Below are 21,893 nucleotides of genomic sequence, written 5' to 3' on the forward strand. Positions count from 1 at the left end.
CTGTTGTTATGAGTATGTTTGCCTCAAAATTGATAAATTAAAGTTTATCGTTTTTATTTCGTTTTTGCTTTTAATACTTGATTAAAATCATAACCGCTTGGATTTTGAAAAACCTTTAGACCAAAACAGGGAAGAATGGAATAAAGGTGATCAAAAATATCACCTTGAATTTGTTCGTAGTCTATCCAAACGGTGGTGTTCGTAAAGCAATAAATTTCCAATGGTAAACCATTTTCTGTAGGAGGTAATTGCCGTGCCATAAAGGTCATATTAGGGTTGATGTTTATATGTTGTTGTAGATAAGCAAAAACATAAGCACGAAAAGTTCCAATGTTGGTTAAACGGCGCGTATTGGCTAAGACATCATGATTTTTATCTAATTGAGCATTCCATTGGTCAATTTCTGCTAATTTTTGCGTGAAATAATTTTCTAATAAATTAAATCGGGAAAGATATTTTTGTTCTTCTTCTGTGAGAAAATGGATACTTGATTGATCAATAAAAAGGGAGCGTTTGATGCGTCTTCCACCCGATTCTTGCATTCCACGCCAATTTTTAAAAGGGTCGGTCACAAGTTTACGGATAGGAACTGAGGTGATGGTGTTGTCGAAATTTTGAACTTTAACAGTATGCAGGGCAATTTCAATAACATCACCATCGGCACCGAGATTAGGGATTTCAATCCAATCACCAACGCGAACCATATCAGTGGATGAAATTTGAATACCGGCAACGAGAGAAAGAAGCGTATCTTGAAAAATTAACATGAGAACCGCGGCCATTGCACCAAGACCGGAGAAAAGAATAAGAGGGGAGCGGTCAATCAATGTAGCGACCATTAAAACTGTCGCAACAGCAAAAAGTGCAATTTTAGCAATTTGAATATAACCTTTTATTGGTTTTAACCGTGCTGTTGGTCGTTGTTCGTAGAGGATGTTAATGACATTCAGACAGGCAGAAATTGTCAGAACAACAAAAAAGATAATGAAGGCGTTAGCAACATTACCGATGATAGTACTGAATGCATTGGGCAATGTTGGTATAAAATTAACACCAACCGAAATAATAAAGGCTGAAATGATATCCGCTATGTATTGAATAGCATTATTAATATCGATCGTTGTATTTTTGGGGAGAAAAGAAGAGAGTTTTTTGGCTCCGTGAATAAGTAATTTTCGTCCTAGAAAGTTGACTAAAAGGGCAAATATAGTAAGAATAATAAGCCAAGAAATAGCCTCTAACCACGGATATTGAACAATAAATTCGATCACTTTTCCACTCTCCATTTCTAAAGTTATATGCAGTTAAGAGTTTAAAATTTTACAACTACTTAAGAGGAAGTATTGGAATTATGCTCTAAAGTCGTTAAATATGCAAAAAAGAATTTTCAAACTCTGTGAGAGATAATGCGTTTCCCGCCCGATTTCCTTAATGAACTGCGTACTAGACTCCCAATTTCAACAGTGATTGGTCAACGGGTGGATTTTGATCCTCGAAAAAGTAAGCCTTCACGGGGAGACTTTTGGTGTTGTTGTCCATTTCATGGTGAAAAAACGCCAAGTTTTCATTGTGATGATCATAAAGGGCGCTATTATTGTTTTGGTTGTGGTGTAAGTGGAGATATTTTTACCTTTTTGTGTGAGCTTGATGGATTGCACTTTTCAGAAAGTGTAGAGCGTTTGGCTGATTTTGCGGGAATGAAACTCCCTATTTTGGATTCACAAAGTCATAAACGTCAACTGGAAAAAGCTGAGCTTTATGATGTAATGAAAATTGCTACAGATTTTTTTCAATATAATTTACGCGATAAAGGAGGTGTGCAAGCACGTCGTTATTTGGATGCACGTGGTGTGACACCAGAGCTCGTAGAGCGTTTCCGCATTGGTTTTGCACCGGTAAGGCGTACAGCTTTGAAAGAAGCTTTGAGTGCACGGGGCATTTCAATAAAGCAAATGGAAGAATGTGGACTTCTCACAGTGCGTGAGGGGAGTGCGGATTCTTATGACCGATTTAGAAATCGCATTATGTTTCCTATCGAAGATTTGCGCGGACGTGTGGTGGCTTTCGGAGGGCGTGCATTAGAGAAAGAGACACGAGCAAAATATCTCAATAGCCCTGAAACAGTGCTGTTTCATAAAGGAAATATACTTTATAACGCGGTAGCAGCTCGCAAAAACAGTCGCTTTGTTGGCGATGAAAAAAATCATTCACTCCTTGTTGTTGAGGGGTATATGGATGTCATTGCATTGACTAAAGCTGGTTTTGAAGGAGTTGTAGCGCCCTTGGGGACAGCATTAACGGAAGCGCAAATTGAGCTTTTATGGCAGATGGGGAAGGAGCCCATTTTGTGTTTTGATGGTGATGATGCTGGTTTAAACGCTGCTTTTCGTGTTGCTGATCGTGTGTTGCCTCTTTTAAAGGCTGGGGTTTGTGTACGCTTTGTTTTGTTGCCACAAGGAAAAGATCCTGATGAAATTGTTTGTGCTGGTGGAGCACAACTTTTTTCTTCTTTTTTGCAAAAAGCAATTCCTTTGAGTGAGCTTTTATGGTGGCGAGCTACCTATGGAAAGCATTTTGAAACTCCAGAGACACGAGCAGCGCTAGAAAAACAACTAAAACAACAAATTTTTACGATTAAGGATGAAGATGTCCGTCGTTATTATTTGCAAGATGTAAAAAAACGCCTTTTTGATTTTTTTCGTCCCTCTTTTTCGAAAAAAAAGGGAGAAGGGCGATATGATCAATCTTCATCAAATAGGATCTTTAAAGATCAATCCTTTTCTCTGTTAGCAAATTCTGAAATAGTACGAAATTCTTCGCAATCTATTCCTTTGCGAGAAGCAGTGATTTTACTCACTTTAGCTTACTATCCTGAGTTGTGGTATGAAAATTTTGAAATTCTTTCTGAGTTAGAATTAAAAAATACTCAATTGATGTGCTTTCATCAAGCTATGTTGGAAATTCTTGGGAATCAACAGCTTCATGATGAGGAGACGATGGTTGCGCTCTTAGAAAAAAGAGGGCAAAAGGCTCTGTTAGAGCGTATGAAACATCTTGTGCAAAATATTGGTATGCGTATTATCTTTGGTAGAGCTTCTATAGAGGATGCACGTGCGATATTAAAACAAGCTGTCTACTTGCATCTTCAAGAACACCACCTACATAAGAGATTACAGGATATTAAAGAGCAACTTGTAGAAAATCCTAGGAGTGAGGTTTTTGATCTGCTTCGTGAGGTAAAAAATGAGCTGGAGCAGATGCAGGCAACAGAAGCGTTAATTGAAGGGTTTGGAAGTTGGTTGGATGAAAAAATAGACGGGAATACACAAGATACGATAAAATGATTCGCTTTTTTAATGCGAATCAGTCACTTAAATTTTAGACGAGGAAGTTTATGGGAGTGACATTTTCATAAAGATGGCAATTAAATTTTAGGAAAAGCGGGTAAATTTTAGGAAAAGCGGGAAATTGGTTCTTACGATAGGGTACAGAGATTATCTCAGAAGGGCTGAGAGGTGTCGGGGAAACTTCTGGAGTTTTCCCGCGTTTTTGTCTGGATGTCAAGTTTGTCTGGATGTTAAGGCGTATACAAAATGTATTCTTTCCAATAGTAATCTCTTAAAAGGAAGTATATATGAGAAATTATTGGTAGATTTTAGTGAGAGCAAAAAAAACTGGTCACATGGAAACTATGGTTACATGGAAACTGTGAAGTGGTCGAGTGGAGTTATGGTATGGCAACAAAGGTTAAACAGAAAGATAATGCAGAAGTAACAAGCCAAGCGAGTTTGGATGGTCCTCTTCTTGATTTTTCTGATGATGCCATCAAGAAAATGATTAAACTTGCCAAAAAAAATGGTTATGTAACAATGGATGAACTCAATGCTGTTCTTCCTTCTGACGAGGTTACATCCGAACAAATTGAAGATATCTTGGCGATGTTCTCTGAGATGGGGGTTAATGTTGTGGATGATGAGGATGAAGTTGAGTCTGAAAATTATGAAGAAGAAGTTACAGTAGAGGGTGGTGATTTAGTAGAAGCCTCTAGCCACGCAATTGCAACGACAACGAATAAACGCGAAGTAACAGATCGTACGGATGATCCGGTGCGTATGTATTTGCGTGAAATGGGAGCTGTTGAGCTTCTTTCACGGGAAGGTGAAATTGCCATTGCTAAGCGTATTGAAGCAGGGCGTGAGACAATGATTGCGGGACTTTGTGAGAGTCCTTTAACTTTTCAGGCTCTTATTATATGGCGTGACGAGTTAAAAGAACAGCGTATTCTTCTTCGTGAAATTATTGATCTTGAAACGACTTATGCTGGTCCAGAAGCAAAGCAGGCTCCTGTTATTGAGCGAAGTGAAGTGAATAAGACAGAAGAAGAAAAAATGTCTTCTGGTATACGTAATATGGAGGAGAGCGCAGGAGAGAGAAACATTGAAGACGACGATGAAGAAGACGATGACGATGTTAACTTATCGCTTGCTGCAATGGAAAATGAACTTTGTCCTCAAGTTATGGAAACATTGGATTTTATTGCTCAAACCTATGTGAAATTACGAAAATTACAAGATCAGCATGTTGAAAGCAGTTTGGCAGAGCGTAAAGAGGGGGCCCTTACATCTTCTCAGAAGAAAAAATATATTCAATTAAAGGGTGAGTTGATTCAAGCAGTAAAATCTCTTTCTTTAAACCAAAATCGTATCGAAGCTTTGGTTGAACAGCTTTATGACATCAATAAGAGATTGATTCATAATGAAGGTAAGCTGAAACGGATTGCCAACAGCTATGGCATTGGCCACGAGGATTTTTTAAAAGAATACCAAGGGCGTGAATTGGACGCAGATTGGATGAATTATATTGCTGCTTTGCCTACACCTGGTTGGAAAGAATTTTCGATGCGTGAAGCAAAAGAAATCCAAAAACTGCGAAGTGAGATACAAAATCTTGCGCAAGAAACGGCTATTTCGATTGGTGAATTTCGTCGGATTGTTATGCAGGTGCAGAAAGGTGAACGCGAATCAACAATTGCGAAAAAAGAGATGGTAGAATCTAATTTGCGTCTTGTCATTTCAATTGCAAAAAAATACACTAATCGTGGTTTGCAGTTTCTTGATCTTATTCAAGAGGGTAATATCGGTTTGATGAAGGCTGTGGATAAGTTTGAATATCGGCGCGGCTACAAGTTTTCAACTTATGCAACATGGTGGATTCGTCAGGCTATTACACGTTCAATTGCTGATCAGGCGCGTACTATTCGTATCCCTGTTCATATGATTGAAACAATTAATAAAATCGTTCGTACATCGCGTCAGATTCTCCATGAAATTGGACGAGAACCAACACCAGAAGAATTGTCTAGCAAGCTTTCTATGCCGTTGGAAAAAGTACGAAAAGTTCTTAAAATTGCAAAAGAACCCATTTCACTCGAAACGCCTGTTGGTGATGAAGATGATTCCCATTTAGGTGATTTTATTGAGGATAGGAATGCGTTATTACCAATTGATGCAGCTATCCAAGCTAATCTGCGAGATACGACAACACGCGTTCTTGCTTCATTAACACCGCGGGAAGAACGTGTTTTGCGGATGCGTTTTGGAATAGGGATGAATACAGATCACACGTTGGAAGAAGTAGGACAACAATTTTCAGTTACAAGAGAGCGTATTCGTCAGATTGAAGCAAAGGCACTTCGTAAATTAAAACATCCTAGCCGTTCACGAAAATTGCGTAGTTTTCTCGATTCTTAAATAAAGAAATTCGTGTGTATTTTAATAAATCCCTCTTTCTTCTTAATGAAGGGGAGGTGTGTCACATTGTACTTTGATGCTTTTTTGAGAAAATATGGGAAGAATTTGAATAATCCAGAAAGTTTACGATGTTTAATGTTTTTCTTAGCTTTTGAATTTTGTATTTCTCTTTCTGAAAATAACAGATGTAGGGTAAATACTGGTGTGGTAGTCATTTGAAAAAATGAACGAAAAACATTATCTTGCGTGTAGCGGCTCGTTTCTTAAGAAATAGGATCTATTAAGAATAAACTTATATTGCAACATACGGACTTTTTGATGAGAAATGTGTATTCGTTGCGGAATTTTTATCATTTTAGGTGACGCATTTTATTCTTCGTCAGTTTATAAAGGAATGTTTCAATAGATTATGTTCATTTATATGCGCTATTTTTTGAATATTCTCTTTTTATTCAGATAGATTTTAAGAAAACGGTTTAAAGCATACATTGAGTTGAATCTTTTTAAGAGACAGAAATAGATGAAATTATAGAAATTAAACGTTTCATTTTTTATAGATCGTCTTAATTAAAAAAGGTGTGTCTGAGTTTATGAGTGGAGAGCTTCCCTTTTGGAAAGTAAAAAAATTAGAAGAGATTTCCATTTCTGAGTGGGAGAGCCTTTGTGATGGCTGTGGTCGTTGTTGTCTCCATAAAGTTGAGGACGATGATACGGGTGACCTTTATGCAACCAGTATTGCTTGTCGTCTTTTAGATGGGGAAACTTGTAGGTGTCGAGATTATGCTCATCGCAAATCAATTGTACCAGATTGTATATCGCTAGACATTACGACAGTTAAAACAGCGCGTTGGCTTCCAGAAAGTTGTGCTTATAGATTAATTTATGAGGGAAAAGATCTTCATTGGTGGCATCCATTGGTATCAGGAGATTGCCAGACGGTACATACAGCGCATATTTCTGCACGCGGACAGATAGAGGTTTACGAAGACGAATTATTATCTGAGGAAGATTATCTTCATCACATTACTGGTCTTCTATGTAAAGGCCAGTAATATGATTTTTTATACAACAGTTGGCGACTTAATCGATCGCAAAGACGACAGTGACGCTCACATTATAAGTTAATTCACCACCTGCAAAATTTGTATTTTCGTAGCTTGCATCTGCTGCTCTACTCATGAGACGTGGTGTTGGGTGGTAGTAATCATCCCTTTCATTGATTTCAATAATTTTTCCTAATTTTAAATCGGCTGCTTGCGCTATCGTTTGCGCTTTTTCAATGGCTTCAGTAATGGCTTTTTTACGTGCTTCTTGATAAAACGGCTTTGTATCTGCGTTGGTAAAAGTAATGCCGTTGACTGAATTAACACCTAGAGTCATCGCTTGATCAAAGATTTTACCAGCATTATTAAGATCACGAATGCGCACGGTTAAAGAATTTGAAACATGATAGAGTTTTTCATTATTCTTTTTTTCGTGGTGTTTATCAGAAGTCGACTGATAAATGGATAAACCTGATGTTTGCAAATCATTTGCTTGGATGCCATCGTTTTTAAAAGCTTTTATAATATCATTGATGGATTGATTATTGGAAGCTAATGCCTTTTGGGCAGTTTTGTCATAGGTAACAACGGCTAGATTAATAATTGCCATATCCGGTGCAGCTTGACTTTCTCCGATTGCAGTCACTGTAATAGTTGCATTTTTCATTTTATTTTCTTCAGCATAAGCACGTACAGTCAACGATGTGGCTAAGAGTGTAAATGCTAATATAACTGCTTTAACCAGAGAACCCTTCAGTGGTTGAATTTTCTTTTCTATCATATCTATACCTTTATATTTGTCAGTTAACTATTCTCTCATTTTTAAGAGTTCTTGTAAAGAAATTAGGGCACTGAAAAAAAAACCAATAGAAAAGAGAAAAAGATGGGTTATAATCTTCGTCAGCTCTTGTATCATAGGGCATTTTAGTTTAGAGAGAAACAACCTATATATGGGGCCTGTAGCTCAATTGGTTAGAGCCAGCGGCTCATAACCGCTTGGTTGGGGGTTCGAGTCCCTCCGGGCCCACCAATAGGGAAATGGCCAATAGAAAAATGGGTAGCTTATATAAAAATTTTGGGATTCTACCTTTTTCGTTTTTTATTTATTTTTCTGTTTGTTCTAAAATCCTTTGTCATTGTTTGTTGCTGTTTTTTCTATCAGTCGCTTTAATATAAAGTGATAGTATGTTTTTTAGTCTCATTAAAGAAGTGCTCTCATTTGAAACATTGTAGCATTTGGATTAACTGATATGTGGCGCTATTTACTTTCTTAATTCATATACTGTTTTGTACTTTTTCTGTATGATGTTCTTCATAAAATAGAAGGCTAAAAGCTTCATTGGATAAGTTTATTTATGCTTGTTTTGCAAATAAACAGATCCCAATAAAACCAATTTTAAAGATTGTACCTGTTTAGAACAAATGGCTCAAAAAACATTTAGTGTGAATTTGCTTTTTTCTGAGTGATGTTAATGTCTTTTAGACGTTCGAATAGCATTATCGTGATGAAAGGTTGTATATAAGAGAATGTGATCCATAGGCGCTCGTATGTATCGTTGGGTTAACGATGATAACATTTGTTGATATTTTCTTTTTCCCAAGAGAGGAGTTCTATTTGATTTTTGAGAAATATTGTTCATAGTGATGTTGGCGTGTTCTCTGAAAAGAATCTCATCAATTGTTCTTTGAAAAGTCAATTGAGTGGTTTTTTCTATCGCTTTGCATCATCCAGATTTTATTGTAATAAGCATTTTATTTATTCTGTAAAAAATGTTTTCTATGATATTGGAAAATTCGTTAAAATGCCATTTTCTGTTTTTGTGTATTTTTCGCTTAATGCTCAAATTATAGAGTTTTGATGTAAGCCAAATTATTATTGAAGAGCAGAAGTCTTTTTTGATTTTACTCTCATAGGGGATTGGCAATATTTAGGTCAACCTAGCACTTTTGGGTATTGCTAACATTTTTCTCGTATTGATTATGTAGAGAGTTTTATCTTTGTTGTGAGTTTTCTCTCTTATGAAAAATTATTGGCAGAGAGGGTAATTTTTTTTGGAAAAGTATACTTTTCTTCAAAATCATACTTTGAAAATATAATTCTTCATTTACATAAGGGAATTTCTCTCTTGTTGTAAATCTGCAATACAATTTACGTACAAGGATTATGCGTGGTGATTCGTTTTATTTTTTAATAGTATCATTTTTGCTTATGGTAGAGACTTATATTAGTATTTACAAGGTGCGTTTAGAGGGGAGGTTACCTATAAACGTGTTACAGAGTTTTAGGTAGTGTGGCTCTGTTTATAAGAATTTATTCCTATAACATTGTTATATTCTTGCTTTGCAATATTGTTTAAAAAACATAGACGGTGCTATGTAGAATAAAATTGTGATATATTTTTTTTCAAAAAAGCTTTTTCGTGTTCTCTTATATAGAGTTCAGGAGTGTCTTCAGGGATATTTTCACATTAGTTTGTTACTGGTCCGAATCACAAGATATGCGTAACATTATTCGCATTTTTGATAGATTATACCAATTTTCATAAGAAGATCTGGATCGTGTGATGCTTTCTGTTTCACCATGGTACATGACTAATAGAACTTCATCTGATTTTGTAAAATAAGTTTGTACACAATTGCTTCCATACTGCCTATTGCAAATATTTTTTTCTAAGGTATGAGATATATTTAAACGCTTTAGCGTTATATGGTTTGACTACATGGAGTATGACTATGAAGAATGATAAAAAATTTGAAACAACTTTATCTGATATTATTGTAAAATGGGAGTCTTTATCGACGTCTCAAAAGCAAGCGATATTGGATAGAGTAGAAAATTCTACAGATTCTGCTCATTCAACAGAACATTTAAGGCTTCAATCTTCTTTTTATCTCCAGACGAAATCAAAGTTATGAGTTTTAAGTCTTCATCGGAGATGTTGAAACCAGTTATTACATATATGGCACTAGCATTTCCCAGTGTGTTCAAAATAGCCATGAGTTTATCTACTGAAGGCCTCTTTCCTCCATTTATCATTTGTTGGACGTAATTTTGTCCACAGCCTGCAGCTCTGCTTATTTCAATCATTGTTCGTCCGTCACTTTTAATCAATTCAACTAAGCGTTGGAACCAATCTTTTTCAGTCTTTGTCATTTTTAGACCTTTACATATTTACGCTATAGCGTTAATATTGCGTTGCGAATCCAGAATATATGATACAAGGAGCGTGAAAATATCCATGTGTAGCTCTTCGCTAATGAAGCATATAGAGTTGTTTTTAACTAATAACAAAATGTCCCCATACACTTTCAGATTCGAATCAATAAAAAATGGTTGCTTAGTTCCACGGTTGTGAAAAAATAAACGTGTATACCAGAAATGGCGATACACACTCGTATGTTTATGAGATTTCACTGTGATAGTATACGTAGCAGCATTATAAATCAAGATATACCCCAACATCAGAATTTGTAAAAAAATTCTGTGTTGAGGCGGTGTGTGAGTATAACGAAGCTTTAGAGCCTTAAGAGATAGGATAATGGCTGTAGAAAAAATGTAAATTCATAGGCAAAGAATACTGATTTCTCCTTTATTGTAATAAATTAGATCACTATCAGATGGTATATCGTATATATGCGTTAAAAAATTTGGAAAATATCAAAAAAGTGATCTTGGATATTTTATTAAACAGGAAGGTAATCTGAGTCACATAGGTGGTTGTTTGGTAGGGTGTATACATTTGATCAATGCCCTTACGGGGATGAGTGTGTTTTAAGGCAGCTGCAGTTTATAATGAAGTCTGTATTTACAATGATATTGTTATTTATAACAATGCATTAACATATGGTTGTGTAGTCGTTCGTAAGAGTTTGCATGTTTATGAAAGATAAGAACTTTATAGTTATTCGAATATGAGTGGAGATGCATATGTTTACGCTAATGCGGTCTTTTTTGATCAAGTTTTGAATGCTCAATGTATTGAATTTTATGGTGATACTCGTGATTATAGAAAGGCTCGAGTTTATAGTGATGCTTTAATTTATGGTGATGTAAAGATTTTTGGGAAGGCAAAATTTTACAGAAATGCTGTGCTTTGTGACACCGATGATTTTTGTAATAATGAAAAACTTTCATATATAGCCGTATTCCCCATGGCGTAAAAAGGAAGATAGGAACGATTTGGGCAAGGCTTGTACGATTGCGTTGCGTCGTTAGTTTTATTTGACGTTCCTTATTTTTGTTTTTTGTGTCAATAAATGTGTCGCAAATAATTGGTGTAAGCGTGTAGATTTAGCCGCTTTCAGAGATTTTTTTGCGTCATTTATCAATGGCTTTAATGGAGAAAATAAGAATGCCGAGAGTGATTGTTCACACTTGGAACATGCGGTTTATTGCATTCTTTTTTTGATTGAGGATGAAACAAATTGGTCAAGATGATCACTTGAGCGACAATTAAGGGAGATCCAAATGAGTGTAAACGAAATTTTATTGGGAGCAATGGTTGTTGTTTTGTTGTGCAGTGGGGTTATATTTCGGTTTTCTTTATATTATCGCAGTCAAGTGAAAGTTTTAAAAGATGAATCTAGAAGAATAAAGCATGAGTTTTTAAGAGATTCTATGAAGATGACTGAAGAACGAGATAGAGCTATTAGAGAGCAAAGTATGGTGATTAAAAGACGTGACCAAGCAATTGAAAAACTGAAAAAACAAATTAAACAATATGAAAAAAATGAAAAGAAATATCAAAAAATGCTTAAATCTGAAGATGATAAAGAGTGATATGTATTCATATTTTGCATTAAAGGGCTTGGAAATGTGTTAGGAAGATTGGAATGACGAGAGAGATAAACTTTAATGAAGCCAATTATGGTGCTGATGGAGAGATTGTATTGAAAGAGAATATTCAAGTTTACTCTGATTTTATGAAAACATTTAAGTTTATAAGACAGAGCGTCTTTGATTATAAAATAAGAGGTTATGGTGATAAACCAGTTTATAGGTATGCTGGTTATTAAAAAGCGCGTCTATACAATCCAGTATGCTGGAAACAATTTTGCACGTTCCTTTTAGATATAAGGTATAAATGCTACGATAGTTTCAGCTAATATGTCTAAAAAATTGCATGATAATAGAAAGAAAGAGATATTTGCTTTTTATGAAGATGAAATGGGTAAGTCAGTTATGATTATCAAATGCAGAAGAGGAATATGAACATAAAAGATATTAATATCTTGTAAAGTAATTATATTATCATTGATAACTTATCTTTTCTTCATGTGTGTTTATTTTTTATGAAAAATACAAGACTTAAGAGACTTTCTTTTTGATAAATGCTATAGAGACTTAAGTATGATTGAAAGCAAACATAATAAACTGCAAGAATGTGATTGTTATTTGTGAGTATCAGAAATAACACAAAAACCTCCTCCCGTTGAGGGAAAAACGACCACTTTTTATTTGTTACAAAAACAACTCACCATACCATTACACAAAATAAACGTTTGTTTTAATGGTAAAGAACGTCAGGACTGTAGTTCTCTAATAAGAGCCTTATGTGTAATTTCTTTGATTTGTTCAATATTGACTAGGATATCTTGTTTTGTTGGATAACCTTTACTAGAAAAAGCAATTTTTTGTGCATCTCCTGAGATTAAACGCCAGTACCATTGATTGTGAACTCCTTGAAACACCTCAAAATACATGCTTCCCACCTCATAAAATAGCTGATAATTTTCAGGATAAATATTTAACTAATCCGTCTGTGAACACTAATGTATGTCTCTATAGGAAGTCGTCAATATATTCCCCTTAAATTTTCTGACCTTAAAAAATAATTTCTATGAGAGCTATTATTCTTTTAACAAGAAAAAAATTCTTGTCAATAAGATATGAATGAGAATTTTATACTATAAAATTATTTTTTTTAATTTAAAGACACTATACTTTCATTTAAAATGCGAATATTTTTATTGTCAGTACAGAAATAAATTTTATAAATTATACAAAATTTCACCAGCATGGATAAAGTAAAAAATACTCTTCTCCATACTGGTAGAGTTTTATCATTTCTTGCTTTTTCTTTTGAAACAGACGTTTATTGATTGGCTATAACCTCTTTTTGGGATACGCTTCGAATGAGTAAATCAATGAATAAGCTAAGAGTATAAGAATTGGCCATTTTAGCTTTCATATCGATCAGAGAGGTTGTAGTCTTGGGGTTAAGTCCATTTGATAAACCTTGTCTTGACAAATATTGCTGCAATTTTTCATAAGAACTGTCGATTTTTTCTTGATTTGGTTTTTCATTACGATCACTATTGGCAAGTGTTTCTTCCAGTCCTTCGATTTTTTTAATAAAATAATTCCAGTCAAAATCACCTTTTGTATATTCGGTGTCAAACATTTTTCCTTGCCCAGTTAAAAGCCAATTAATATTGACACCATATAACGTGCGGTATGTTTGTAAGACACTAAGATTGGGTTCTCTCTCTCCACGCTCATAAAAAGCAATGGAATTTTTTGTCATGCTAAAATTTTTAGCTAAGGTTTCACGTGATGGATCGCCTAAAGCAAGACGTACATAACGTAAACGTTTTCCAAATATGGTTTTTGATTCAGTTTCAGGACGTGCCACGAATTATCTCCCTCAGTAAATCATCATGGTATAAATCATTAAATAATAAAAGCACACTATGTATTAATATTCTATGATATAATGTCAATATTTATAGCTTTAATTTCTTTTTATTTTTTATTTTCGTGGATAGAAAGAAATCTTTCGCTTATTGTATTGACAATTGATATTCATTTCAAAACAAAATTCTCTGTTTGCTACATTTGTCTCTTGCTTTTTTTGAGAGAATTTTCATGTAACTTTACCATATATATTCTATACACTTTTGCATCAATAGATGCAACTTTAAAGAGATGCAAACTTTGGATTTGGACTGGGTGTGTTTTAGATGAATGAGAAAATAAACTTTGAGGAATGATCATGGCCCTATTACGCTATTTTGGGTTTGCTTTTTTTTTCACGATTATTGGTGTCTTTTTAGGAGGGGTTATTGGTTGGTTTGAAACGGAAAGTATTATTGGTTTTCTTAAATATTTTTTTATTTGCTTTGTTTTAGGAGTTTTGGAAATTTCTTTATCTTTTGATAATTCTATTATCAATGCGCGTGTTCTTAGTAGAATGGATCCGTTGTGGCGTCGTCGTTTTCTTATATGGGGCATTTTGATAGCTGTATTTGGGATGCGAATTGTTTTTCCATTATTGGTGGTTGTCGTTGCTGTTGGGATTAATCCAATTGCGGCAGTCAAATTAGCTATATGGGAACCACACCGATATGCGGAAGTTTTAACCGATGCACATATGGGGATTGCTGCTTTTGGAGGCACTTTCCTTATGATGGTTGGCTTAAAATATTTTTTTGATTCTGAAAAAGAGGTACATTGGCTTAATGTTATAGAGAGACCTGCTCAAAAGTTTGGGGCGCTTGTTGGGATTGATATTGCAATTGTTTTGATTTTGATCTTATTTGTTTCAGGTCAGATTGACACAGAAGATAAAATAACTTTTTTATTGGCAGCCCTTTATGGACTTTTGACCTTTATCGGTGTTGAAGTTGTCGGTCATCTCTTGGATACCCCTCAAAAGACTTTAACAACAGTAACTCACGGGGGAGTAGGGGCGTTTCTTTATTTAGAAGTTCTTGATGCTAGTTTTTCTTTCGATGGCGTGGTTGGTGCTTTTGCCTTTTCACACAACCTTTTTATTATTGCGATAGGTCTTGGTATCGGTGCATTTTACGTTCGTTCTATGACAATTATGTTGGTTGAATCAGGAACATTATTGCATTATCGTTATTTGGAACATGGTGCTTTTTATGCAATTTTAGTTCTTGCAGTGATTATGTATCTGCAGACGATTATATCGGTTCCTGAAGTCTTAACAGGACTTGTGGGAGTCTGTATTATTGGAATGGCATTATATTCTTCGATTCGTTTTAAGCATCGTCAGGTGGATAAACATGTTGTGTCTAAGTAATGGAGATTTCTTATTTTCTTACGCTTTTGTTTATCGCATATCTTTGAATAGAAAGAGGTCTTTTATGCAAAATAAAATACTATTCTATTTTATTGCTTATTTGCGTTTTTGTTTTAAAGTTGAGTCCATTGCATGATACTACTCATGAAGGGAATAGTGTACAATCTCTAAGGTGCTTTTTGACCTAAATTTAAGACAGAAAGCTGATGCTATACTTTTTACTAGCTTTCAATATTATGACAAGCTCTTGCATCTAATGGTTCATAAGAAGTGTTTTTACTGTTTTTTTGAATGATTTTTATTCATACATTGATTCTCTTTGTAACGTGTAGGAGAATGGTTTTGAAACAGGTTTGAAATGAGAGAATTTACGATATTCTAGACTCTCACTTAAATATGTGAAAAATAATTTATCCTTTATAAATCAGTATATTATAGTAGTAGATTAGAGAAGAATATTTTAAGAGACCATTAAAAGCTCTATACCAGCTTCGTTCATAGTTTTAAGCATAGTGTTTAGTGATCCATTTACATCAATACCAGCACAGGCATTTAATGAAACACTGACTTTAAAACCGCATTGTATAGCGTGAAGAGCAGAAAATCCGACACAAAAATCAGTTGCTAAGCCACACATAATGAGCTTGGTAAAACCATGTTCTTTGAGATAAACTTGTAAACCTGTTGGTGTTTTTTGATCATTTTCAAGAAAAGCAGAATAGCTATCCATTTTTTGATTATAGCCTTTTCTAAGGATAAGTTGTGCCTTTTCCACTCTAAGAGATGGATGAAATTCTGCTCCTTGTGTTCCTCGTATGCAATGATCAGGCCAGAGTATTTGAGGACCATAGTCAAGAATGATGGTATCATAGGGCTTTTTTTCAGGATAGCAGGAAGCAAAGCTGCAATGGTTTTTTGGGTGCCAGTCTTGGGTTAAGATAACGTGGTCAAAATGATTTATGAGATTATTGATGGCGGGTAAAATAGCATCACCTTGTGGTACGGCAAGTGCTCCACCTAGTAAGAAGTCATTTTGAACATCAATGACGATTAAGGCTTTTTTTTCCATAAATATATTCCTATATGAGATGATCTTTTATCGTATTTTTAAAAAGCTATATTTCGTCTTGAAGTTTTGAAATGATTTGCTGAATATTGATATTATTTTTATAATTATCAAGCCAAAAGAGGGGGATGGATAAGTTTTTACAATTGGTTTTATAGTTTTTTACGAATTGTAACCACGTACCAATGGGAAGTGCACTGTAGTCATTTGTTGCTACGTGTTGATGCAAAGCTTTCATGATCATTGGGCTTGGGACGTCAGATCCCATAAGGCGGCGATCATTTTGTAAACGTAATTTAAGCCATATCAAGGCAAGGGGGGAAGACCATTGTTTCCCGTAGCAAAAAATCGATGAAAAAAGGGAAGGATTTTTTACTGCGTAATATAAAGCCCATAAAGCAAAAAAAGAAGGCGCATAGAGAATTGCTTTTCTTTTTGGTACCATATTACATTGATAAGTTGGTTTAATACGATAAAAATACAACGTTATATCTGGTATGGAAAAGAGAGGCAATGTTTGATAACAGGTTTCAGGTACAGCTAAAAAGATTTGCTTTTTGCTTTTTTGGGGGATGTTTTTTTGCATTCAGGACCATACTGGGGCTTGTGAGATTAGAAAAAATGTACCAATATAAAGTGAAAAGCTTTTGATACGATGTAAGTGCTATTTACTGTACAGTTTCAAAAAGCAAAAGCAGTTTTTTTCAAAATCCTAATCTTTAATATCGCACAATATAAAGAGAAATTTATGGCACGTCAATTTATCTATCATATGGCTGGGCTTAACAAGTCTTACGGCAATAAAAAAGTTCTAGAAAATATTCATTTGTCTTTTTATCCAGATGCGAAGATCGGTATTTTAGGGCCGAATGGTGCAGGGAAGTCAACTATTTTACGTATTATGGCTGGGCTAGATAAGGAATATACGGGAGAAGCATGGATTTCTGAAGGAGCACGCTGTGGCTATCTACCACAAGAACCTTTGCTTGATGCGAGCAAAGATGTGCGTGGCAATGTGATGGAAGGTGTTGCAGATAAACAAGAAATTCTTGAGCGTTATAACGAATTGATGATGAATTATAGCGAGGAAACGGCTGATGAAAGTGCACGGCTTCAGGACATTATTGATAGTCAGAATCTTTGGGATTTAGAAAGTCAAGTGGAAATGGCTATGGCTGCTCTTGGTTGTCCGCCAGCCGATGGGGATGTAACAAAACTTTCGGGTGGTGAGAAGCGGCGTGTTGCACTTTGTAAATTGCTTTTGTCAAAACCTGATTTGTTACTTTTGGATGAACCGACAAACCATTTAGATGCTGAAACGACGGCTTGGCTTGAAAGGCATCTACGTGAATATCCTGGGGCTGTGCTTTTGATAACCCATGATCGTTATTTTCTCGACAATGTAACGGGTTGGATTTTAGAGTTAGATCGCGGGAGAGGTATTCCTTATGAGGGAAACTATTCTGCTTATTTGGGGGCTAAAGCCAAGCGTTTGGCTCAAGAAGGACGTGAAGAGGCAGCGCGTCAACGTGCTTTATCACGTGAGCAAGAATGGATCGCTTCTAGTCCAAAAGGGCGACAAGCAAAGTCAAAAGCTCGGATTAAGGCTTATGATGAGTTGGTTCAAGCAGCACGTGAGCGTCGTCCTGGAGAGGCACAAATTATTATCCCTATTGGAGAAAGATTAGGACAGGTTGTTATTGAAGTTGATAATCTCTCTAAAGCTTATGGTGAGCGTGTATTGATTGATTCTCTTTCTTTTAAACTTCCTGCTGGTGGTATTGTCGGCGTTATTGGGGCCAATGGTATGGGAAAGTCGACCTTGTTTAAAATGTTGACGGGACAGGAACAGCCCGATTCAGGTCAAATACGTATCGGTGAAACAGTTCACATGAGTTATGTGGATCAGAGTCGCGATTCCTTGGTGGGGAATAAAACTGTTTGGGAGGAAATTTCTGGTGGAAATGACATTATTAAATTAGGCAAATATGAGATGAATAGTCGCGCTTATTGCGGGGCTTTTAATTTCAAGGGGGCAGATCAACAGCAGAAGGTGGCAAATTTATCAGGAGGGCAGCGCAATCGCGTACATTTGGCAAAACTTCTAAAAGAGGGGGGGAATGTGCTTCTTCTTGATGAACCGACAAATGATCTTGATACTGAAACATTGGGTGCATTGGAAGATGCATTGGAAAATTTCGCTGGTTGTGCAGTTATCATATCGCATGACCGTATGTTTCTTGATCGATTGGCAACACATATTTTAGCCTTTGAAGGTGATGGCCATGTAGAATGGTTTGAAGGTAATTTTGCTGAATATGAGGCTGATAAAGTTCGTCGTCTTGGGGCGGAATCTCTTAATCCTAAGCATGCAAATTATAAACCTCTTACACGCTAGAATTTTTTATCTTATCTCAACGTTTTTGAAAAAATGGTGTATTTTATTGCATTTGTTATTTCATAAATAAAGTGTGAGTGTACTCTGTGGAAGTTTTTATTCATTGAAAATAGTAAGAGATACTTTATGAAATTACGACCTAGATAGGGTTATTCTACTCATGATATATAACCGACTATTGCTTGTAAAATTGTATTGTAATGAAAAGGAGGGGATGAAGAGTATAGCGCTATTTCTACAAATGCTCTAGTCATTGAGCATTATCATTTTTACTTAATAAAAATGCAAGCTGGCACCATCATGTTATTTATTTTCTCTCAATAGTGTGCAGTTCTTGTTTTGAGATGACCATAAAAGGTATTTTTATCCATATGTCTCCTCTGTTTATGAGCTGTAAGAGAATAATTTGGATTGATTTATCATGAATAGGTTTGAAATGAGAAAAATTTACGGTACTCCGATGTTTTATTCAAGTTGAAAATGATGAATTGTTATTATAAATCAATGCATTATCATTATAACGAGAAGCAGGGGGATAATCTGTTCGTTTTTTACAGTAGCCTATTTTTTTCATAGTATAATAAAATAGAGAGAACAAAATAGATGAGAATATGCGTTTTATGCTTGACTTTTTTTTCTGTAAACAAATGTTTATAGGAATGTTTAAGGGATAATTATGAAAAAAAGTGCAAGTTTAGATGCAATGATTGTGCTGCTAAAAGCGGTCGCAGAAATAAACCATTTACGTGTTCTTACGCTCTTGCGTCATGAAGATTTAACAATTTCTGATTTTATTTTTATTCTTGATCAGTCGCAAGCGTGTATATCACGATATTTACGTTTGTTGTACGAAGCACGATTGATTGAGCGTTATCAGAAGGGAGATAGCCTTTATTTTAAGCTTTGTCATGATTTTTTGGGTAAAGACATTGTGATGGGTGTTCTTTCGGCTTTGCCAAAGCATGATATGTTGTTAGCGCATGATTTAGAACGTTTGAAGGATGTTAAAAAGCAGCGTCAAAAAACGAGGAAGAAGCATTTTTTACAAAATACGTTGCAATGGGATGTATTACGGTCATCCTATATGGCAGATCATGGTGTGGAAAACGCTTTACTTGAAATCATTGGCGATAAGCCATTTCAAACGATGCTGAATATTGGAATAGGTGGAGACTCTGTCTTAAAATTGTTTTCTAATCTTTATACGCATGCGGTTGAAGTTGTGCTTGATAGCAATGTTTTTCACTTGTCTGTTGGAGATACAACTTTTGATTTAGTTATTCTTCATTGGGTTTTACATTTTCTTGAAAATCCTGAAATGTTTCTTCATGAGATATCAAGTGTGTTGCGTCCTCATGGACGTTTATTGATTGTGGATTTTGGTTATCATGAAATTGAGTCTTCATATTCTGATCAAGCACATATACGTTTTGGATTTTCGGCTTTACAAATAGAACAATGGCTTAAAAATACGGGACTTGTTCTAGAACAAACGGTTTGTCTTACTCCTATACAAAATGAAAACAGTGAGAAGGGTATGGTTACGCTTTGGCTTGCTCGTGATCCGCGTTTATTAGTTGACGATATCAAAGATAAACAAGTCGATTTTGCATAAATCGCATTTGTTGACCTGCTTTATTCTCTGATTTTTCTTAAGGAATAGCGTAGAGATAAACCTTTATTCAATCATTGATAATCTATTGTTTTTTACATGTGTATTATGTTTTTATATGAGAGTATTGGTGTTTTACAGGGGCTTGGTGGCTGTGTACTGTGTAATGAAAGCACCTTCTATAGAGATAAGCCTATGAGGATCGTTATTTAAGGTGTCTTGATATCATATTTGTTTTATTAGCCAATATATTGATTTTTTAGACTTCAATGAGAGGCTCGAATATAGGAATATTTTTTCATTTCAAATTTCCTGTTTCAGAATCCAAAAGAGTCTGTTTGTTTGTTACAAGAGAAGATATTTATCTAAATAATACCGTTTGTAAAAGGAAATACATATTTCTAAATATGAGAGCGGCGGCGATATGATGTAACAGCGCACAATACAATATAGTGATGGCTCATACCTTCATAAATGTCAAAAATGGTGGTACCCAATAGATCTTACGATGTCTCTTTAAAACAGGTGCTTAGATAAGAAGTACCTTGGAATTTTTAGTGAGGGGTGCAAAAAGATGCTCTAAAAAGACGAAGGGGTAAAAGGGTAAGACAATGCATGATTTTCATTATTTAAAACACAGCGTTATGAGTGTGTTTGAAAGTCGTAAAGGCAAATGAAAGGGATGGTAAAGATGGCAATAGGTTTTTATCTTTGGGCTTTTATGTTTCGTTCAAAATAAATGATGGCTTTTTTAAGATTACTCAAACAGACGTAAATATTTTTACTCTAATTGGGCATATAAAAGCTGGGACTGTTTACATGGTTCTCATTTGCTCTAGTCTTTATCTCAAGCATATTGCCATGTTAGGAGCAGGTGTTGATTTACAAGTAATAGCAAACGTAAAAGCTTGGTAGATGACGCCATAAAATTACTCATAAATTAGTAATCGATTGGAGTGATATTCTGAATTTTAAAAACATTTTGTACAACAATGGTTATAATAGCGTATCTGACTTTACGTTTATTTCTTCTTACAAGCTTCATATATGGCGTTCGTCTATGTGTTTTTCATTATATTCATAAAAATAAGATTGACGATAATCTATGGATAGTCCGTGGCTGAAAGTAGAAAAGAAAAGCGTGATATTACACTAAAGTTTCGTATCTCTTTATCATGAGAAGTATGAAGGTTATTAAAAAGGTTATTAAATAAGTCCATTTTTCTTGCCAAAAGTGATTTTTTCTTTTTATGCTTACTGCTCATTTTATGACGCAGCCCGTTAGTATAGCGTAAAATTGATAGGGCATCATCGTTTTATGTTTTTTATCCATATGCTTTTTCTTGTTTGTGATGTGCCATAGTATGGCTATTCATTGATTCAATAGACGAAGATTTAAAATAAGGGAATCTTACGTTCTTGAGATCTCTCATGTAAGTTGTAAAATGATGAGTTATGATTGTAAATCAATGCATTATTTACGGTAGAAGAACAGACTATAACAATTTTTGAGCATAGAAACTACTGTGTGTATTATTTTACGGGATCATTTAAATGATAGAGATTAAGAGAAACTGTCTGCATTGATCTCGGTTTGTTATGTTAAAATGCGTTAGAGCCTGTTGGTTATTGTAAAATAGTTTATCGTTATTTGAAATGATTATAGGACGTGATTCGAAACAAATATCTTCAGAGTTCTCATTTTTTCATAAAATTAAGCTGTTTAAATTCTTCATTGATTGTTACATGAGAGATGCGACAATATTTTAATAATCATTTACAAAATTTTTTATGAAGATAGATAAGATTTTATTTCTCTAAATTTATTGTTTTCTTGCAAGAAGATGTTTTTCATTTTTTACGGTTATTTGTGTAAGATTTTAAAAATCTACATTTTTCTTTTTGTGGTGATTGCTGTTGGAAAAGTGATTCTACTTTTACATAGTTTGATTTTTATAGGGTGGATACGTAGAAAT

Annotated in this window: 18 protein-coding genes and 1 tRNA gene; 12 read left to right on the plus strand and 7 right to left on the minus strand. The window is 34.9% G+C overall.

What is annotated here, in order from left to right; translation table 11 throughout:
* Positions 1-53: 53 nt before the first annotated feature.
* Entirely contained in the window at positions 54-1,271 is a 1,218-nt protein-coding gene (locus ACFIJ9_RS05970) for a mechanosensitive ion channel family protein (RefSeq protein ID WP_375636143.1), read from the minus strand.
* A gap of 135 nt (positions 1,272-1,406) precedes the next feature.
* Between ACFIJ9_RS05970 and dnaG the strand changes: the two genes are divergently transcribed.
* From dnaG to ACFIJ9_RS05985, 3 genes are all read left to right on the plus strand, one after another.
* The gene (gene dnaG, locus ACFIJ9_RS05975) at positions 1,407-3,344 is read left to right on the plus strand and encodes a DNA primase (protein ID WP_375636144.1); all 1,938 of its coding nucleotides are present in this window, start codon (positions 1,407-1,409) and stop codon (positions 3,342-3,344) included.
* 390 nt (positions 3,345-3,734) lie between these two features.
* Entirely contained in the window at positions 3,735-5,750 is a 2,016-nt protein-coding gene (gene rpoD, locus ACFIJ9_RS05980; RefSeq protein ID WP_375636232.1) for an RNA polymerase sigma factor RpoD, read from the plus strand.
* Positions 5,751-6,340: 590 nt separating this feature from the next.
* The gene (locus ACFIJ9_RS05985; protein ID WP_015856661.1) at positions 6,341-6,802 is read left to right on the plus strand and encodes a YcgN family cysteine cluster protein; all 462 of its coding nucleotides are present in this window, start codon (positions 6,341-6,343) and stop codon (positions 6,800-6,802) included.
* Positions 6,803-6,830: 28 nt separating this feature from the next.
* Here the strand turns inward: ACFIJ9_RS05985 and ACFIJ9_RS05990 are convergent, their stop codons facing one another.
* Positions 6,831-7,574: an SIMPL domain-containing protein gene (locus ACFIJ9_RS05990; protein ID WP_015856660.1), complete on the minus strand. Its 744-nt coding sequence runs from the start codon at positions 7,572-7,574 to the stop codon at positions 6,831-6,833.
* A gap of 172 nt (positions 7,575-7,746) precedes the next feature.
* Between ACFIJ9_RS05990 and ACFIJ9_RS05995 the strand changes: the two genes are divergently transcribed.
* Positions 7,747-7,823: transfer RNA gene (locus tag ACFIJ9_RS05995), tRNA-Ile, on the plus strand.
* A 1,703-nt stretch (positions 7,824-9,526) separates the two neighbouring features.
* A complete protein-coding gene (locus tag ACFIJ9_RS06000; protein ID WP_015856659.1) occupies positions 9,527-9,709 on the plus strand; it encodes a hypothetical protein in 183 nt (60 codons plus the stop codon).
* On the opposite strand, the gene ACFIJ9_RS06005 is transcribed toward ACFIJ9_RS06000, so the two are convergent.
* Positions 9,633-9,947 (minus strand): helix-turn-helix domain-containing protein, encoded by a 315-nt coding sequence (locus tag ACFIJ9_RS06005; protein WP_007347852.1) that lies wholly within the window; start codon positions 9,945-9,947, stop codon positions 9,633-9,635. The genes ACFIJ9_RS06000 and ACFIJ9_RS06005 overlap by 77 nt on opposite strands.
* Before the next feature lie 758 nt (positions 9,948-10,705).
* Here ACFIJ9_RS06005 and ACFIJ9_RS06010 point away from each other — a divergent pair.
* The 3 genes from ACFIJ9_RS06010 to ACFIJ9_RS06020 all read left to right on the plus strand — a co-directional run bounded on the left by ACFIJ9_RS06010 (position 10,706) and on the right by ACFIJ9_RS06020 (position 11,809).
* Complete coding sequence (locus tag ACFIJ9_RS06010; RefSeq protein WP_375636145.1) at positions 10,706-10,954, plus strand: hypothetical protein; 249 nt, start codon at positions 10,706-10,708, stop codon at positions 10,952-10,954.
* A gap of 307 nt (positions 10,955-11,261) precedes the next feature.
* Entirely contained in the window at positions 11,262-11,573 is a 312-nt protein-coding gene (locus tag ACFIJ9_RS06015) for a hypothetical protein (RefSeq protein ID WP_375636146.1), read from the plus strand.
* A 53-nt stretch (positions 11,574-11,626) separates the two neighbouring features.
* Entirely contained in the window at positions 11,627-11,809 is a 183-nt protein-coding gene (locus ACFIJ9_RS06020) for a hypothetical protein (protein WP_375636147.1), read from the plus strand.
* A gap of 507 nt (positions 11,810-12,316) precedes the next feature.
* On the opposite strand, the gene ACFIJ9_RS06025 is transcribed toward ACFIJ9_RS06020, so the two are convergent.
* Positions 12,317-12,496, minus strand: coding sequence for a DUF1508 domain-containing protein (locus ACFIJ9_RS06025; RefSeq protein ID WP_015856658.1), 180 nt, complete (start codon positions 12,494-12,496; stop codon positions 12,317-12,319).
* A gap of 392 nt (positions 12,497-12,888) precedes the next feature.
* A complete protein-coding gene (locus ACFIJ9_RS06030; RefSeq protein WP_026500335.1) occupies positions 12,889-13,428 on the minus strand; it encodes a helix-turn-helix domain-containing protein in 540 nt (179 codons plus the stop codon).
* 360 nt (positions 13,429-13,788) lie between these two features.
* Here ACFIJ9_RS06030 and ACFIJ9_RS06035 point away from each other — a divergent pair, with 360 nt between their 5' ends.
* Complete coding sequence (locus ACFIJ9_RS06035) at positions 13,789-14,841, plus strand: DUF475 domain-containing protein (protein WP_375636148.1); 1,053 nt, start codon at positions 13,789-13,791, stop codon at positions 14,839-14,841.
* A 460-nt stretch (positions 14,842-15,301) separates the two neighbouring features.
* Here the strand turns inward: ACFIJ9_RS06035 and pncA are convergent, their stop codons facing one another.
* Together pncA and ACFIJ9_RS06045 are read right to left on the minus strand one after the other, a co-directional pair.
* A complete protein-coding gene (gene pncA, locus ACFIJ9_RS06040) occupies positions 15,302-15,910 on the minus strand; it encodes a bifunctional nicotinamidase/pyrazinamidase (RefSeq protein ID WP_375636149.1) in 609 nt (202 codons plus the stop codon).
* A 46-nt stretch (positions 15,911-15,956) separates the two neighbouring features.
* Positions 15,957-16,493 (minus strand): hypothetical protein, encoded by a 537-nt coding sequence (locus ACFIJ9_RS06045; RefSeq protein WP_375636150.1) that lies wholly within the window; start codon positions 16,491-16,493, stop codon positions 15,957-15,959.
* Positions 16,494-16,655: 162 nt separating this feature from the next.
* Between ACFIJ9_RS06045 and ettA the strand changes: the two genes are divergently transcribed.
* The 3 genes from ettA to ACFIJ9_RS06060 all read left to right on the plus strand — a co-directional run bounded on the left by ettA (position 16,656) and on the right by ACFIJ9_RS06060 (position 20,832).
* Positions 16,656-18,305, plus strand: a complete 1,650-nt coding sequence (gene ettA, locus ACFIJ9_RS06050) for an energy-dependent translational throttle protein EttA (RefSeq protein ID WP_375636151.1) — start codon at positions 16,656-16,658, stop codon at positions 18,303-18,305.
* 676 nt (positions 18,306-18,981) lie between these two features.
* Positions 18,982-19,920 (plus strand): ArsR/SmtB family transcription factor, encoded by a 939-nt coding sequence (locus tag ACFIJ9_RS06055; protein ID WP_375636152.1) that lies wholly within the window; start codon positions 18,982-18,984, stop codon positions 19,918-19,920.
* Between the two features lie 645 nt (positions 19,921-20,565).
* On the plus strand, positions 20,566-20,832 hold the full coding sequence (locus ACFIJ9_RS06060) for a hypothetical protein (protein WP_375636153.1): 267 nt from the start codon (positions 20,566-20,568) through the stop codon (positions 20,830-20,832).
* The last annotated feature ends 1,061 nt before the right edge of the window (positions 20,833-21,893 follow it).

It is taken from the genome of Bartonella sp. MR90HLJMH (assembly GCF_042194115.1).
GTDB lineage: Bacteria > Pseudomonadota > Alphaproteobacteria > Rhizobiales > Rhizobiaceae > Bartonella > Bartonella grahamii.